Raw genomic sequence first — 14,911 nt, forward strand, 5'->3', positions numbered from 1 at the left:
CCTCCCGGGTTCCGCGCCCATCACTCTTGGTTTCATCGACAAGGTTCCTCATGACATTTCATTCGACGACCTAACGAGCTGTCCCCGATCGTAAGGACCGATACAGCGCGCGTGGGACCTGATGAAAGCTCTTGTTTGATTGCTTTTAAACACGGAGACTTCCCGCTTCCAGACGAGAAACCAAAGGGTCTCTTCACAGGCGATGACCGCCTGCTGGCGCTGCCGGCCGTTCCCACTTTCGTGGAGTCCCGAAATCTCGGATATCGCGTTCTCGCAGGCGCGGGAAGCACTGCACCTGAAACTGACCTTCGGCATGAGCGTGTGGTGGCGCGACCACGCAGACCACCACATGCGGCTGCTCACCTCCCCGGAAGGACCGTTCGCGACCTCCCGGGCCCGCAACAGCGACCGCGACCCGAGCCCGCTGATGTGATGACTTTCACATCAACACTGTTCACTCGCTACGTTGACGGCCCGACGAGGGCGCGCACTTCAACTGCTGCGTAACGGGCTTCAACGAAGCGTGCAGCAATTTGGATCGCGCGATCTTCGCTTGCGACGTCGATGATGTAGTACCCGCCCACCCATTCGGTGGTTTCCGCGAATGGTCCGTTGGTTACAGAAAGACCGCCGTTAGTGCGAACCACTTTCGCGCCGGGCACTGCCAGCTCGTGCGTGTCGATCAACTCGCCGGTGGTTGAGAGCTCGCCGATAACTGCACCGTGGGCGGCTTCAAACTCAGCGAGGGCTTCGCTTTGGATCGCAAGGTCGCTGGCTGCACTCGTGTGGATCAAAATCATGTACTTCATTAGGAACTCCTTCAGCGATGTATTTGTTACTGCGACGTATAGCGAAAGACTAGGAGGACACCGCGTTTTGACGCGCTGTCCTGAAGTGCTCATCCCGTACGTCGAGTTCACACAACGACAAGCGAAGGACCGGATTATGGAATACATGCTCTTCATCTGCACAGACTCGACGGCACCGACAACCGAACCGACTGGCCACACCATCGAAGAATGGGTCGCCGAAACCACTGAAGGGGGCACCAGACGTCACGGTGATCGCCTGCGCCCAGCGAACGATGCGACGACGGTAAAACTGCGTGGCGGGCGACTCAGCGTCACGGCGGGACCGTTCGCTGAAACGACGGAGTGGATCGCTGGATATGACGTGATCGAGTGCGGCGACCTCGATGCGGCGATTGAGATCGCGGCGAGGCATCCGATGGCCCAGCTCGGTCAGATCGAGATCAGGCCGATGTGGCCGATCGAGTAGCGGATGCCATCGCTCGTGCCTCTGCCGAGGAAACTGCGCGCATCATCTCCACTGTGATTCGCATGACCGGCGACTTCGCCCTTGCCGAGGATTCTGCACAGGATGCGTTTGCGAGGGCGCTCTCTGACTGGCGCAAGGGTGGTATTCCGGATAATCCTGGCGCGTGGCTAACCACGGTGGCCAAGAGGCGCGCGATCGATCTGCTTCGGCACGCGGGCGCCGAAGACCGCGCGCTTCGGCGGGTTGCCGTCGAAGCAAGCGAAGTCGACGCATACGAACCGATCGAGCCCGATCCAGACATGGGGGTAGACATGGATGATCGTCTCCGTCTCATTTTCACCTGCTGCCACCCCGCACTTTCGATGGATGACCGCGTTGCCCTGACGCTGCGAACCGTAGCGGGCCTCACTCCCGCGCAGGTCGCGCGTGCCTTTCTCGTGACCGAGCCGGCGATGGAAAAAAGACTGGTGCGTGCCAGGGCAAAGATCAAGCACGCCGGTATCCCCTACCGTGTGCCACCGCCCCACCTCTTGCCGGAACGGCGCGACGGTGTACTGGCGGTGCTGTACTTATTGTTCACCGAGGGGTACTCCGCCACCGGCGGGGAGGCTCTCATCCGAGTTCCTCTCCTTCATGAAGCGATCCGGCTCACCCGGCTGCTCGTCGAGCTGATGCCCGACGACGATGAAGTTCGCGCGCTCCTTGCCCTGATGTTGCTGCATCATGCGCGTACCGCAGCTCGCACCGACGCTGCCGGAGATGTCGTCACCCTTGAAGAGCAAGACAGATCGTTGTGGGACCGGGATGCCATTACTGAGGCCCTCACCATCCTTCGGTCGCCGGTACCGCGCGCAGGCCGATATGGGCTGCAGGCCCACATTGCCGCCTGCCACCTCGAGGCTTCGGATGCTGCACGCACGAACTTCGCGCGCATCGTTGAACTGTACGACGCTCTCGCCGTCATCGATGCCTCACCGGTAGTGGAACTCAATCGCGCGGTCGCGGTGGCCATGTCCCAGGGACCAGTAGTCGGCCTAGCCCTTATCGACGAGCTCGTCACCTCGCAGGGCATGGACGACTACTACTTACTCCCGGCGACACGCGCCGATTTGCTGCGCAGGATGGGTCGAAGGACCGAAGCCGCAATCGAATACGAAAAAGCACTTCAACTGGCCCCATCAGAGGCCGAGAAACGCTACCTGGGCAAACGCCTGACAGAAATGAGACGCTGATGAACATTACCCTGACGGACGGGCGAACGCTGGACGTTTACGACAGCACCAACGGAGTTCACGCTCCCCTGACCGTTGTCTGGCACCACGGCTCGCCACAAACTGGAGCAGCCCTCGAACCGCACCTGCGAGCCGCTGCGCTGCGCGGCATCCGCTGGATCTCTTACGCACGACCAAGTTACGGAGACTCGTCAGCTCAACCCGGTCGCACCGTCACCGACGCCGCAGCCGACGTCGAGCAACTCATCGATGCGATGGGCATCGACCAGATCGCCGTCATGGGCGCTTCCGGGGGCGGGCCTCACGCCCTGGCCTGCGCTGCGATTGTGGGTGACAGGGTGCGGGCTGTAGCAACGTTTGCAAGTCTCGCGCCCTTCACCACTGACTTCAACTGGTTCGCCGGAATGGTTGGCGGTGGGCCGTCCCTGCGTGCGGCGCAACACGGAGAAGATGCCCGCGTAATCTACGAACGAACTTCCAACTTCGATGAAGAAAGTTTCAATTCGCGAGACTATTCCGCGCTGAAGTCGGAGTGGACATCACTCAACGCAGACGCAGGGGCCGCGACGGCAGCTGGCCCCGAGGGGCTGATCGCTGACGACCTTGCCTTCGTGAAACCATGGGGCGTTGATCTGTCACGCGTCCGGATACCCGTACTCCTCGCACACGGCGGCGATGACCGCATCGTCCCTCCCTCTCACTCCCAGTGGCTGCTCGAACACCTCCCCGACGCCGAACTCTGGACCCGGCCACGAGACGGCCACGTCTCAATTCTGAACGCAAGCATTCTGGCCATGGACTGGTTACGGCAACAGGCCGAAATGCACTGAGGTGCCCCCTTGCGCCCACCCGTACACGCGCGGGACTGACCGGCGCATACGAGCTCGCGGATAAGACCGGTGCAGGAAGTTATGGCATCGTCAACGACGCCGGCATCCTCTGGCAAGTCGACGCTGACCCCATCATTCTGTGCATCCTTACTCGAACCAACAACCAGCACGCAGAAGGTAACAACGAAGTGATAGCCGAGAAACCGCGACTCACACGCACTATCCAATTCGTGCTCGCTTGGGCGGTCGGAGTAGTTGGAACCATCACCACAGCCATTTCCTTGATCCCTTCGGTGGCCGTCATCGCCTCAGTAAGTGGCGTATCTTCCCTTGGATTCGCCGCTCCCCTACTGGTCGTGTCCATGATGTATCTCTCCGTTCCCATCCTCATCGCGTTGGCCATCGCGAATACCGGCCGCCGATGGTGGCTCTGGCTGACCATCGCAATAGCGGTCATCGTCTTGCTCCTAGTCGCCCGCTTCGCAGTGGGTTCGCTCGGTGTCTACTGGATTTCGTTTTGAGTCGCGGAGAGCCGTATGCCGCGCGACGTAGTCGCTGGCGCGCACCTCGACGGCGCGGATGTAGCCGGTGTCGTGGGCGGTGCGTATCTTCGCCCATCCGGCCCGGCGAATCAGTCCCTTGACTTCGGTGGTCGTCTCGGGAGAGTGTTCGGACATTGCGCCGGTCGGCGACCCATACGGGTACAGGTTGCCCATCACGACGATCCGGGCGCCCATGGCGGATGCGGCGGCGATAGCCGCATCGAAGATGGGCGGCCATTGTGCGGCCCAGTCGGTGTATGGCGGATTCGTGCAGACAAAGATGGTCGAGGCATCCGTTGCAGCTTGCACAAAGGTGGCCGGATCACTGGCATCCAGTACCAGGGTGGTCACACCGACGGCGGTAGAGCCTGAGCGGGTCGCGATGGTCACCGTGTCGCCGCGCGCCGCGAGGCGTTCGGCGAGCAGACAGCCGATCAGGCCCGCTCCAACAACGAAGTGCTTGTTCATGGGTCCATTCGCTTCGTCGTCCCTGGCTTCACCTTGGAAGATTCGTCTATAAAATCCGATCGCATTGGCGGCGAGACTTTCGCGCACGTCGCCTGGGCGCTTGCGGACCTCTCGCGACAAATCACTCGTCCCGTAGTGGGTTCGGTTTGCGAGCACTTCTGCTTCGGCAAACTTTCGTAGTAGTAGTAAAGCGGTCGGGAATGGTCGACGCCATTCTGCGGACCTGACAGTCTGGGTGCGTGATCACGCTACTATCTGCACCGTCCAACCTAGGGCTTCGACCTCCCGAGCCGGGAAGCGTGCCGGGCACATCCAAGGCGCCTGAGGCACTTCGAGAAGCGGGTCTGTTCCGTCGTTTGATAGTAGACGGCGCTGTCGATGGAGGAGTGGTCCTTCCCGGTCGGTATGTCGATGACGACATCACTCGCGCCGCCGACCACGTGCGAAACGAAGCTCAGTTAATCGACCACGCGCGTCGCCTCGCGCGCCGGATCGCTGGAGTCATCGCGGACGGCCGGGCGCCGCTGGTGATCGGAGGTGACTGCAGCCTTCTCGTGGCGGCTGGGCTCGCGCTCCAGAACAACGCGGGCCTCGTTCACATCGATGGGCACACAGACTTCCGTCATCCCGGAAACTCGGATCAGTGCGCCAGCGTCGCCGGAGAGGATCTCGCCGCGGCCGTTGGTCTGCACTGGCCGGCAGTCGCCAACATCGACGGCCGCGGACCGTACTTCTCGCCCGCCAACACCGTTCACATTGGATGCCGCGAAGACGACCAACATGTCGACGAGGTCCGACGCTTCCTCGGCCTCGTCCTACCCGCCCACCGATCGACCGAGATCGGAATGACCGAGACGGCGAGAGCCGCTCGAACCACCATTGGGAGCGCCGGCTACTGGCTGCACCTCGATGTCGACGTGCTCGACCCCATCTTCATGCCGGCCGTTGACAGCCCCGATCCTGGCGGGCTCAACCCGGAACAACTCGTCGAACTCCTCAAGGCGCTCGCCCCCGGAGCGATCGGAGGCCAAGTCACAGTATTCGATCCCGATCTTGATCCCAACGGACGCCACGCCACCCTCTTGGCCGAAATCATCGCAGTGGGCATGGCGGACATGGGGCATCAAGTGAAGCGATGAAGGTTCGACTTACGAGGTCGCCGCGACAGATATTGAACGCCTGCATGAGCGCCACGGTCGCCTTATCGCTCTCGGATGCCCTTCGGCGTTTTGGTGAGACTTTACGGCAGAGGGACCACGGGTGTTGTGCCTCGTTCATTCCATTTATGCGGTGCTGGCTCCCAGATCGTGAGCTGGTTGAGCAAGTCTTGAGCGTTGTCGGAAATGATCAGCGAGTCCCGGTAGGTCCTCCGGAGAAATCCTGCGTCCACGCCGGCATCGATCGTCGCGATGAGGGGACCCCAGAAGCCATCGATGTTGTACAGAGCGACTGGTTTGTTGTGGATTCCTAGCTGCTGCCAGGTCCAGACCTCGAAGAATTCCTCCAGGGTCCAGGTCCCGCCCGGAAGAGCGATGAAGGCGTCGGACAACTCTGCCATGTGGGCTTTGCACTCGTGCATGGACTCAACGATTTCCAGTCGGGTGAGGCCTGGATGGGCCAATTCTCGGTCGACGAGAGAGCCCGGCATAACGCCGATGACGGAACCACCGTGGCTGACGGCCTCGGTCGCGATGACGCCCATCAAGCCAACATTGCCGCCGCCATAAACGATCCCGATTCCGGTTCAGCCAAGGTGCGAGCGAGCCGGGCTGCACGTTCAGCAAACACTGGGCGGTGACCAGACGCGGATCCAGTGAAGATTGCGACCTGCATTAGGCAGCCAGAGCGGGAAACACGAATTCAAGGAGCAGCGGCGCGAGTGGAAAGTCCAGTTCGGTCGTGACGGTGGGATCTGTCCATCGCAGCTCAACAATTTCCGCCGACGCTACCGGCGCTATGACGACATCGCTACGATAGACGGTCGCGTCGACGATTGTGTCAAACTCGTTTGCGGTGGTGGCAGTCCAGCTGCCCAGCAGGGCGAGGTCTTCCTTCGCGACCGTTACGCCCACCCAGCTCCTCATAAACTTCCCGGAGCGGCCGCACCGGAAGTTTCCCCGGGATCGGATTTGCCACCGGGCAGCATGAAAAAACTTGTACCGCGCTTACGGACGGTAAGTATCCTGCCGGCGCCGTCGCGAAAGCACACCGCAGCGACAACGAGCGTTTGAGTAATCATCCCGTCACGCTACCAAGCCTCCACCCTCAAGACGCATCCCACAGAGGGTTCCCTTGTGACACAATTCCAGCTTCTTGAAGCGGTGGCCGGTTTCGTGCCCGAACTGCGTCGCTCACCGTCCGTGAAATAAAATTTGGGATTAAAAGTGTGGCGCTAGCCGACCCAGAAGTAGTCGGATTTCGAGCCGTCCTTTGCCCCGGTTGGCGCCTTTCCCGTGACGCCTCCCATTCGATCTGTAATCCTGCTCGAAATGACTTGCCCAGCACAGTGATAGCTCCGTTTGCACTCAGTCCGGAACCGTCGGGCACTACGAGCACAGATCTTGCGTTTCAGGACAACGAGACTTGGTCTCACACGTTCAATGGATGTGCTCTGGCCTCGCGCCCAGTCCGACGAATCGCCCGGTAAGCCGGGCGGAGGCAGGGTGGTCACGGAGGAGTTGTAGCGGTAGTGGCAACGGGGTCCCGGGCGCGTGCGTGGATAGCAGCGGTTCCTGTAGTCGGCGTTGAACTATCTGAGTGATGCGCGCCGGCCAGGATCGCCGACGCTGTACGCGACGGAGGTCGGCGCGGCTGGGCGTTCCGCTGCGCAGCACGGGTCCGAGGATGCGAGCGGTCGCGACGGCATCCTGAATCGCGAGGTTGATACCGACGCCACCAGCCGGCGACATAGCGTGAGCTGCGTCCCCTATGCAGAGGAGCCCATCGACACTCCATTCGCGCAGGCGTTCTAGCCGTACGTTCAGCACTTGCACGTCGGCGGCGGAGATGGGTGCAACGGCTTCCTGCATCCTCGGGGCGATGAAAGCTATGCGCTGTTTCATTTGAGCGATGTCGTCTTTCGAGCCGTTCCAGCTGCCGGCCGGGATCACATGAGCAATCTGGAAGAAATCGTCACGGTCGATAGTGATGATCATTCCGGCGCCCGCTTGGATGAACGGGTAATGCTCATCGGGTCGCTTCGACAGTCGAAACCAGAGCACATCCATTGCCGCCGCGACACCGACCGGAGTTAGACCGGCCTGGGCACGGACAACCGAGTCACGACCGGAGGCGTCGATGACGAGGCGACCACGGATGCTCATGTCGCCATCGGGCGCAGTGCCGGTGACCCCGACGATCCGCCCTTCCTCGCTGGATAATGCGTCGATACGAGTCGATCGGAGAAGGCGGAACCCAGGATGCCTCGAGCACGCGTCAGCGAGCAGGTCGAGGAAGTCCCACTGCGGCATGAACGTCATGGTTTTGCGGCGGGTGGGAAGATGGCTGAAGTCGGCCAGCACGAGCTCGGTACTGTACCAGCTGAGAGTCACGCGTTCCATGTCGGAGTGAGGTCGGGCGAGGAACTCGTTCAGAAGACCGAGTTCCTCGAGTAGTTCCTGGGTGGACGGGTGAATCGTGTCACCGCGAAAGTCGCGGAGGAAGTCTGCGTGCTTCTCAACCACAGTGACCTTCACACCATTACGGAGCAGCAATAGTGCCGTCATCATTCCGGCTGGACCGCCGCCGACGATCACACAGTCGGTCTCGAAATTTTTATTCATGCGCACAGAATCCTCCTCAACATGCAATCATGCGAGTGTGGTCAATAACGTACGCGGACGACCCCTCGGTGGAGCCTCCGCCAGAAAACGCCTGCTCGATGCCGCACAGCGCCACTTTGAGGTCGGCGACCTGACCGAGATCTCTTCCCGTAACCTGGCGAATGAAGTCGGCGTCAGCCATACTCTGGTCAATTATTATTTCGGGTCAAGGGATGACCTCATTGCGGCGGCCGTTGCGTTGCGCGTAGCCCCTCACCACGTGATCGCCGCGGCAATAATGCCCGACGGGAAAATTGATCTCGCACGCCTCGCCCGCGGGCTGATAGCTGTATGGGAGCATCCTGAGCAAGGCGAGCAGCTCACCAGGTTCGCCCGCCAACTCATCGCTGGTGGCCCACACGCACAAGCGCTGTCGTCATACCTCCAGCACACCGTATTTGAAACGCTGACGGCGGAATTCGGCCAGGAGCGCGCCCGTCGCATAGCCACAGCGCTCATCGGTGTGATCTTCTCACGCTACGTACTCACATTGCCATCGATGACTGCGATGACCGAAGGGCAGGCCGCGACACATTTGCTGTCGATGATGCGCTGAACGATAGTCGCCTCGTGCGCGACTGGAGACTCAAGCAGTCGACCTGCTTGTCAACGAGAGCTCCGCGTGAGGATCCGCTAGAAGCAATGCACGTTCGAAGGATAGTTGCATGATGCCGCCGAGGGTGCTGCAGATAAGGAACCCCCGCGTGCATCGAATGGGAGTAAATGGGCATCCCTGTAGCGGCGGGATACGGCCGCCTGGTCACGTGGGGCGCGCACGCTAGTCATCTGGATTACGGGCGGCAAGTACCGACCGGCAGGGAGTGGCGTTTCCTGTATGGTCATTCAATATGTGCTCCCCCGCATTCCCACTGTCAACAGATCGACTCGTACTCCGGTTGCATGTCGCATCGGACGCCCACTGGCTACTCGGCGTCTACTCCCAACCGGACGTCGCGATCTATCTCCTGGACGAGCCCTGGACGGTAGAGGTGGCTCGCGCCAAGAGCACCAAGCGCGTGTTGCAGACTGGCCTGGACGGCGTGTCCGGCGCGCTCGCACTCGTCATCGAGCACGAAGGGGCTCCAGTCGGTGACGTGCTGCTGTGGTTCACCGACTTGGAACGAAGGTGCACGGAGATCGGATGGGTCCTTGATCCAAAGCAGGGGGGCCGAGGGTTCGCGAGCGAGGCTGTCAGCGCGGTCCTCGACTTGGCGTTCGATGAGTACGATGTGCATCGGGTAGCAGCGCAGATGGACGGACGGAACGCAGCGTCCTCGAACCTCGCTCGCCGGGTCGGGATGCAACACGAGGGGCAGCTCCGCCAGAGCTGGTGGAGCAAGGGGGAATGGGCCGACACCGTAGTCTTCGGGCTGCTCGCCAGCGACCGCACCTGAAACGGGTGACTGGTTGCCGCGGTCATCGGCGACGTGCCACACTCACTGTCTCTGGAAATCTCTAGTTGCTCAGGGCACAATCGTGGTCTGTTCTTCTGACGAAGACTCCGCCAGCTTTCATTTGACCAGGGCGGTTACATCGACGGAGTAACTCAGCCGGAGGTCGACACTGGCTGGGTCGGGCGTTGAAGTCTGGTTGTGAGAGATCGTTGTCATGACAGTCATGCGCGGCAGACGGTCGGCTGAACAGACTGTGTGCCCTTCGAACTCAACAGCTTCGAACGTCGTAGCGCTGACCTTGGCACCTGTGGCTTTGAGCATTGTGGTCTTCACTACTGATCAGCGTCTCCACGCGACCCGTTTCACTCTGCAGTACGTCTTGCCATCACACCCGTCGTCGACGCTGTCGCCCAGCCACAAGCCATGAATGACCCGCCCTGTGCAATCCATCGGATCCACGAGGGCGGCAGGAAGCTGACCACGCCGATTCATGCCTTTTCCTGCCACTTTTTCTCACCTCTTCTCATCTTTTCTCACTACTTCTCTGTCTTTTGTTTTTGTTTTTCTCTTTTTCTTTTTCTTTTTCTTTTTCTTTTTCTTTTCAGTTTTCTTCTTTTATGTATTTTTTTCTTCTACTTTTTTCTTCTCTTTCCCTGTCCCACCACCACCCCTTTACTTCCAAACCTCCTACACACTGAGGAACGATGGGTGTGGGAGGTTGGGAAGCGAGCGCAGCGAGGGGGTGGCGGTGGGACAGGGAAAGAGACCCCTTACCTATTCGTTTACCTATTCGCTGCCGGTGAATAGGTAAACGAATACCCGCGCCGTTACTCGCCTCTCGGCGAAGCCACCAAATTCATCTTGAGCGGCTCCGCATCGACCGCCACATCCGCAACCGTGGGGCTCACGCAGAGCACCATTGAAGCCAGTGGGAACCCCACTAACTGGGGCAGTCACCAGATCGCCAGCATGCGTCGGGTGGCCCATGCTGGATGGATGACCGCCTCGCCAAATAACCCATCAGCGGGCTGGTATCCCGACCCAAGAGGCGACGAGGCTGAGCGCTACTGGGACGGTGCAAACTGGACCGCCTATGCGCGGCCGGCTGGAAGTTCTGCCGCGCCTGTAGGTCTGGCGCAGTCTCCTATTCTGCCTGCGGTAACTCTGCCCAGTGTAAGGACCGGGCCCGGGTGCCTGGCGCTAACCGTTTGGATCATCGTGGGGGCAGCGGTCATTGCCATCGTTATTGCATTCGCTACCGCGCTCAGCTCTCCAGACTCGACGTCGTCCCGCTCTGCAGATACACGGGCAATTCCCGCAGAGCCCCCGGCCCCAGCGCCGGCGTTACGCGCTACCTACTTTGTGGAAGGAACAGCCTCCTCGGCGAGCATCACAGCTTCGTCAGGGACGGGGACAGAGCAACACGACGTCAAGCTGCCGATGACGAACACAGATGGCGAAATCGGCGTGAGTCACACCACTGCCCCGGGCGCTTTCCTATATATCTCGGCCCAGAATCGAGGCGACCGCGGGACTGTGACGTGCAAGATTATCGTTGATGGAGTTACCGTCTCCGAGAACACGTCGAGTGGTGCGTACGGAATAGCGAGCTGCGACTATTCGATGCCGCGTTAGCGCTAGAACCACTCACGCATCGATCTGTTAGCCCCTCTCGGGAGATCAGAGTCTCCCTGCATTTACAGCTGCGGGAACTTCTTGATGCTGTCGAACCAGCGGACGACGGTGTTTGCGTTGTGGGCTTGCAGGAGGGCATCTTCGACGATGCCGGCGAATTGTGCGGCATCGCGGAGGCCGAGTTCGGCACGGGCGACTCCAGGTGCGCAGCCGGCGCCGCCCGTCTTCACCGTTGTACTCGACGCCGTCGATGACGGTGCTGTGCCAGTTGGCGAGCTGGTCGTAAACCTGGCCCAGCGAGCGCTGGGTCGCGGTCAGACATCCCAGCAGCAGATACGAGTCGTAGGGCCGGTCGATCGCTCGAGTCGCGTGAGCCAGGCTGCGTGCGATGTCGGCCAGCTCATTCGCCCGGGTGATCAGTTCGCTGTCGTGGTCGTTCATAGTGATGCTCCTTTCACGAGGTTGTGTGGGTGGGCCGCGCGTGCGGCCCACCCTGGATGGTTATTCGGTGTCGGGCTTGGAGTTGCGGCGTACGGTGGCGACAGCCCGGTTGAGGTCGGGTCCGACGTTGGCGGCGTCGATGACGCGTCCGTATTGGCGTGACTGGTCGTCGCCCCAGCTGTCGGTGTGTTCACGGCCAACAACGATCACGCGGTCACCTTTGTGCAGGGTGGCGGCGACGTTCTGGCCGAGCTCGAACTTGGCTTCCACGAAGTGAGTGGTGGCGGCGGCGTGGGCGAGCCATTTGCCGCCGCGGTATTCACCGGTGTTTTCGATGACGCGCAGCTTGGTGATCTGGATGCTGCCTGCTGTGACGACCTCGGGGTCGAGAGCCAGGTTGCCGATGATGGTGCGTTTGGTCACGAGTGCTTCTCCTTCGATGGGTGTGGTGCGTTGACTTGCGGTGGGTTGTCGGTGGCTTTGATTCTTCGACCAACTGTTTTTTGTGCCGTCCGGCGAGAGAAATCGAGAGGGAGCGAGAGCGCCCTGAGGGCACTGAATCTCTGACGAAATAAGGGAGCCTGCGGCCGTGTCTGAGAATCTGGGAACGGTGGCGCGTACCCAGCTACAGTGATCGGCCGGACAGGCCACAAATTGTGTTTTACGCGGTGTCGCATCGAGCCATTTATGGCTGCGATCGAGGGGCAGTCGGCGGGCGTTTGAGGCAAGTTATCCACAGGCGCTTCTCGCGCGCGCGTACTGTTAATATTTTGTTTGTCCTGTTAGTACTGTTAGGGGGGCCGGTCAGCGGCCCCCTATAGGGCCAGATCTGGCCCCCTATCGGTACGCTAAACGGCCCCCAAACCTCCGCGCCGAAGCATCGGAATGACGTTAGTTTCATACCCCCGGTGACCGCCCGGTTTTCTGCTGTCGACGAGCAGATTGAACTCGGCGTTGTGGCCGCGATAGCCGGAGCTGACTCGCTCGATAGCGCCGCTGGCGACGAGTTCGGCAATCGCCCGTTTGACCGAATGATGCGCAGACTCTGATCCGTTGTCGGGGGCCAGATAGCCCAAGGCGATCGCCGATGATTCGCGGGATGCGAAGTACCGGCGCGGCGGTTGATTGCCGGGGTTGTCGGTGTCGTCCCAGCTTTCCAGAGCCATGTGCAGCAGCAACCGGGTCGCCGCGTGCCCCAGACCCAAACGTGCAGCCACGAGAACGGCACCCTTCGCCGCATAGAGGCCCACAGTGCTCTCACCCACCAGGTCGGGTGCGAAGCGTTGCGAGATCGCAGAATTTCAGTACTCTGGTCACAGATCAGATCCTTTGCGGGTGTTCGATCCTTGCCCCGGGGTGCAACCCGGGGCTTTTTCTTTGATCTGCCGCCGGCGGCCGTTCTCGTCGCTCGCAGCAGGAGATGCGGCCTCACCGCGCCACGAGAGCGCGTTCGCTCGTCTGTGTCTGCGCGCTCGCCTCGACCCAGGCGATCACTTCGGATCGCTTGTACAAGACCCTCTTCGGCGTCGGCTTGTAGAACCGTGGTCCCCGACCCAGGTAGCGCAGGTGGGCCAGCCCGCCGACGGTTAGGCCGGTGAGTTCTGCGACGACGACGGGGAGGATGAATTCTTCAGTCATGATTACGTCCCTTCGGTGACACGAGATACTCGTTACTTCGTGTTGCGATCACAATAAAACGCTTTTCAATGTTTGACAAGGACCAATGGCTGTACGGTGTCGGCATGACAGGTTTTGTAAGGCAGGCCGGAATCGGCGAGCGGATCCAAGCCATCCGCAAACGGCACGGGATCCGCTCCGCCAAGGACCTCGCCGAGCTGATGCCCGGCGGAAACGTCACCGAAGCCATCCTGCAAAACCTCGAAGCCGGCCGCAAACAAGACCTCTCGGTCAGCCAACTCCTGAACATCTCCCACGCCCTACGAGTCCCGCCTGTCTTTCTGCTGGCACCAATTGGTCGTCCCCATGACCAACTGGACCTGGTCAACCTCAGCGACACGTTCGAGGGCATGACCGTCGCAGAGTTCGACGCCTGGATCTCCGGTGAAACCGACGGCGCCTACCGGTGGCGAGACCTGACCGAGCGCACGGAACGCTCCCAGCTCGAGGCCATGCGAGAACTCATCGCCAGCCTGCGGGAACGCAGACGCCTCACCATCAACGCGTCCATCGAGGCAGAGCTCACCCCACCGGGCGAAGCCACCGTCGAACCCCCGATCTGGGATACCACCAAGGAACAACTGGCCGAGGCAAACCGGCGAATTGAACAGCTCAGCACCTACCTTGCCGATACGGGGTGGGACCTCGAAGGCTGGGCCCAGTAACCACTGAGGCTAGGCCAAAGCATTGCCGCGTGGGAGCCGCAGAGAACTGGCCCGCGAGTTGTACTCTGTGCGCGTGACGAACTTTCTGGCGCAAGTTGGGATCGGCAACCGCCTCCAGGCGATCCTCAAACAGCATGGCATCCATTCGGCATGAGCCTTGGCCGACCTCATCCCCGGCGACAACGTCACCGAAGCTGTCGTGCAAAACATCGAGGCCGGTCGGAAGCACGACCTCCCAGTGAGTCAACTCCTCAACATCGCCAAAGCACTTCGAGTTCCGCCGATTTTCTTACTCGCGCCAATCGCCCGACCCCTGGCTGCCTTGGATGTCGCCAACCTCAGCCCTAGCTTTGATGGCATGACCGTTGTCGAGTTCGACGCTTGGATTTCGGGCGAACGCGAAGGCGCATATCGGTGGGCAACCGCCGATGAACGTCACGAACGTATAGAGCTGCAAGCGATGCGGGAGCTCCACGCGCAGCTGCGCGAACGCAGGCGATTAGCCACCAGGCGCGAAATCGAACACACGACCGATGCATCAGCTAGTGCTTCCGACGCGTCCCGAACGACTAAGGACAATATCAGCGAGGTGGAGCAGCGCATCGCTCAGTTACGTTCTTATCTCGTCTCCGTAGGCTGGGACCTCGCGGAACCAGAAACGTTCTAGCAAACGGTGAGTAATTCCAATTTCGGAATAGCACCGCGGCTCCACCAAAGCTGGTCTTCACCGTGAACACATTTTGAACACATTTGTATGAAAGTGACGTCGTTCCACGGGCGTCTGAGTCAGTCAAAAAGCCCGAAATTATGGCTCTCCTGACTCTTCCGTGGGTTAATTCCGTCCGGGGAGCATTGGTTTGTGACCGCCGAGGCTGAGCATGGCGAGGGCGATGAGGGCGTTGGGTGATTTGAATCCGAAGGCGATGCG

Annotated in this window: 20 protein-coding genes; 10 read left to right on the top strand and 10 right to left on the bottom strand. The window is 60.6% G+C overall.

What is annotated here, in order from left to right:
* Positions 1-202 precede the first annotated feature (202 nt).
* Entirely contained in the window at positions 203-433 is a 231-nt protein-coding gene (locus tag E3T35_RS20055) for a DUF4913 domain-containing protein (RefSeq protein ID WP_255578018.1), read from the top strand.
* A 28-nt stretch (positions 434-461) separates the two neighbouring features.
* On the opposite strand, the gene E3T35_RS19370 is transcribed toward E3T35_RS20055, so the two are convergent.
* Positions 462-809: a YciI family protein gene (locus E3T35_RS19370; protein WP_166789971.1), complete on the bottom strand. Its 348-nt coding sequence runs from the start codon at positions 807-809 to the stop codon at positions 462-464.
* Between E3T35_RS19370 and E3T35_RS13850 the strand changes: the two genes are divergently transcribed.
* The 3 genes from E3T35_RS13850 to E3T35_RS13860 are packed head-to-tail and all read left to right on the top strand — an operon-like array spanning position 799 to position 3,340.
* Positions 799-1,278, top strand: a complete 480-nt coding sequence (locus E3T35_RS13850) for a YciI family protein (RefSeq protein WP_241988863.1) — start codon at positions 799-801, stop codon at positions 1,276-1,278. The two genes, E3T35_RS19370 and E3T35_RS13850, sit on opposite strands and share 11 nt — an antisense overlap.
* Positions 1,263-2,510 carry an RNA polymerase sigma factor gene (locus E3T35_RS13855; RefSeq protein ID WP_255578019.1) on the top strand — a complete coding sequence of 416 codons (1,248 nt, stop codon included), beginning with the start codon at positions 1,263-1,265 and terminating at the stop codon, positions 2,508-2,510. The genes E3T35_RS13850 and E3T35_RS13855 overlap by 16 nt, the downstream gene beginning before the upstream one ends.
* The gene (locus E3T35_RS13860; RefSeq protein ID WP_134379625.1) at positions 2,510-3,340 is read left to right on the top strand and encodes an alpha/beta fold hydrolase; all 831 of its coding nucleotides are present in this window, start codon (positions 2,510-2,512) and stop codon (positions 3,338-3,340) included. The genes E3T35_RS13855 and E3T35_RS13860 overlap by 1 nt, the downstream gene beginning before the upstream one ends.
* 467 nt (positions 3,341-3,807) lie before the next feature.
* On the opposite strand, the gene E3T35_RS13865 is transcribed toward E3T35_RS13860, so the two are convergent.
* Entirely contained in the window at positions 3,808-4,350 is a 543-nt protein-coding gene (locus tag E3T35_RS13865; protein WP_134379627.1) for an NAD(P)H-binding protein, read from the bottom strand.
* A 299-nt stretch (positions 4,351-4,649) separates the two neighbouring features.
* Here E3T35_RS13865 and E3T35_RS13870 point away from each other — a divergent pair, with 299 nt between their 5' ends.
* On the top strand, positions 4,650-5,489 hold the full coding sequence (locus tag E3T35_RS13870; protein WP_241988864.1) for an arginase family protein: 840 nt from the start codon (positions 4,650-4,652) through the stop codon (positions 5,487-5,489).
* Positions 5,490-5,590: 101 nt separating this feature from the next.
* On the opposite strand, the gene E3T35_RS13875 is transcribed toward E3T35_RS13870, so the two are convergent.
* The 4 genes from E3T35_RS13875 to E3T35_RS13885 form a co-directional block, all read right to left on the bottom strand.
* Positions 5,591-6,052: a TIGR00730 family Rossman fold protein gene (locus tag E3T35_RS13875; RefSeq protein ID WP_198417755.1), complete on the bottom strand. Its 462-nt coding sequence runs from the start codon at positions 6,050-6,052 to the stop codon at positions 5,591-5,593.
* Positions 6,053-6,182: 130 nt separating this feature from the next.
* Positions 6,183-6,422 (bottom strand): hypothetical protein, encoded by a 240-nt coding sequence (locus tag E3T35_RS19605; RefSeq protein WP_198421034.1) that lies wholly within the window; start codon positions 6,420-6,422, stop codon positions 6,183-6,185.
* Positions 6,423-6,430: 8 nt separating this feature from the next.
* On the bottom strand, positions 6,431-6,589 hold the full coding sequence (locus E3T35_RS20255; RefSeq protein ID WP_370449163.1) for an NUDIX domain-containing protein: 159 nt from the start codon (positions 6,587-6,589) through the stop codon (positions 6,431-6,433).
* Between the two features lie 358 nt (positions 6,590-6,947).
* A complete protein-coding gene (locus E3T35_RS13885) occupies positions 6,948-8,132 on the bottom strand; it encodes an FAD-dependent oxidoreductase (protein WP_134379631.1) in 1,185 nt (394 codons plus the stop codon).
* Positions 8,133-8,169: 37 nt separating this feature from the next.
* Here E3T35_RS13885 and E3T35_RS13890 point away from each other — a divergent pair, with 37 nt between their 5' ends.
* The 3 genes from E3T35_RS13890 to E3T35_RS20260 all read left to right on the top strand — a co-directional run bounded on the left by E3T35_RS13890 (position 8,170) and on the right by E3T35_RS20260 (position 11,200).
* Entirely contained in the window at positions 8,170-8,727 is a 558-nt protein-coding gene (locus E3T35_RS13890) for a TetR family transcriptional regulator (RefSeq protein ID WP_166789972.1), read from the top strand.
* Between the two features lie 292 nt (positions 8,728-9,019).
* Positions 9,020-9,565, top strand: a complete 546-nt coding sequence (locus E3T35_RS13895) for a GNAT family N-acetyltransferase (protein ID WP_134345606.1) — start codon at positions 9,020-9,022, stop codon at positions 9,563-9,565.
* 996 nt (positions 9,566-10,561) lie between these two features.
* A complete protein-coding gene (locus E3T35_RS20260; RefSeq protein WP_166789973.1) occupies positions 10,562-11,200 on the top strand; it encodes a DUF2510 domain-containing protein in 639 nt (212 codons plus the stop codon).
* A gap of 62 nt (positions 11,201-11,262) precedes the next feature.
* On the opposite strand, the gene E3T35_RS19375 is transcribed toward E3T35_RS20260, so the two are convergent.
* The 4 genes from E3T35_RS19375 to E3T35_RS13920 form a co-directional block, all read right to left on the bottom strand.
* The gene (locus tag E3T35_RS19375; protein WP_166789974.1) at positions 11,263-11,430 is read right to left on the bottom strand and encodes a hypothetical protein; all 168 of its coding nucleotides are present in this window, start codon (positions 11,428-11,430) and stop codon (positions 11,263-11,265) included.
* Positions 11,431-11,701: 271 nt separating this feature from the next.
* Positions 11,702-12,064 (bottom strand): single-stranded DNA-binding protein, encoded by a 363-nt coding sequence (locus E3T35_RS19380; RefSeq protein ID WP_166789975.1) that lies wholly within the window; start codon positions 12,062-12,064, stop codon positions 11,702-11,704.
* A 425-nt stretch (positions 12,065-12,489) separates the two neighbouring features.
* Positions 12,490-12,906 (bottom strand): hypothetical protein, encoded by a 417-nt coding sequence (locus E3T35_RS13915; protein WP_134379641.1) that lies wholly within the window; start codon positions 12,904-12,906, stop codon positions 12,490-12,492.
* A 163-nt stretch (positions 12,907-13,069) separates the two neighbouring features.
* Complete coding sequence (locus E3T35_RS13920) at positions 13,070-13,279, bottom strand: AlpA family transcriptional regulator (protein WP_134345611.1); 210 nt, start codon at positions 13,277-13,279, stop codon at positions 13,070-13,072.
* A gap of 104 nt (positions 13,280-13,383) precedes the next feature.
* On the opposite strand from E3T35_RS13920, the gene E3T35_RS13925 reads away from it, so the two are divergent.
* Entirely contained in the window at positions 13,384-13,983 is a 600-nt protein-coding gene (locus E3T35_RS13925; protein ID WP_206750660.1) for a helix-turn-helix domain-containing protein, read from the top strand.
* Positions 13,984-14,140: 157 nt separating this feature from the next.
* Positions 14,141-14,650, top strand: a complete 510-nt coding sequence (locus E3T35_RS13930; protein WP_134379645.1) for a hypothetical protein — start codon at positions 14,141-14,143, stop codon at positions 14,648-14,650.
* Positions 14,651-14,911 lie beyond the last annotated feature (261 nt).

Origin of the sequence: Cryobacterium sp. TMT1-2-2 (assembly GCF_004403505.1) — a bacterium.
GTDB lineage: Bacteria > Actinomycetota > Actinomycetes > Actinomycetales > Microbacteriaceae > Cryobacterium > Cryobacterium flavum.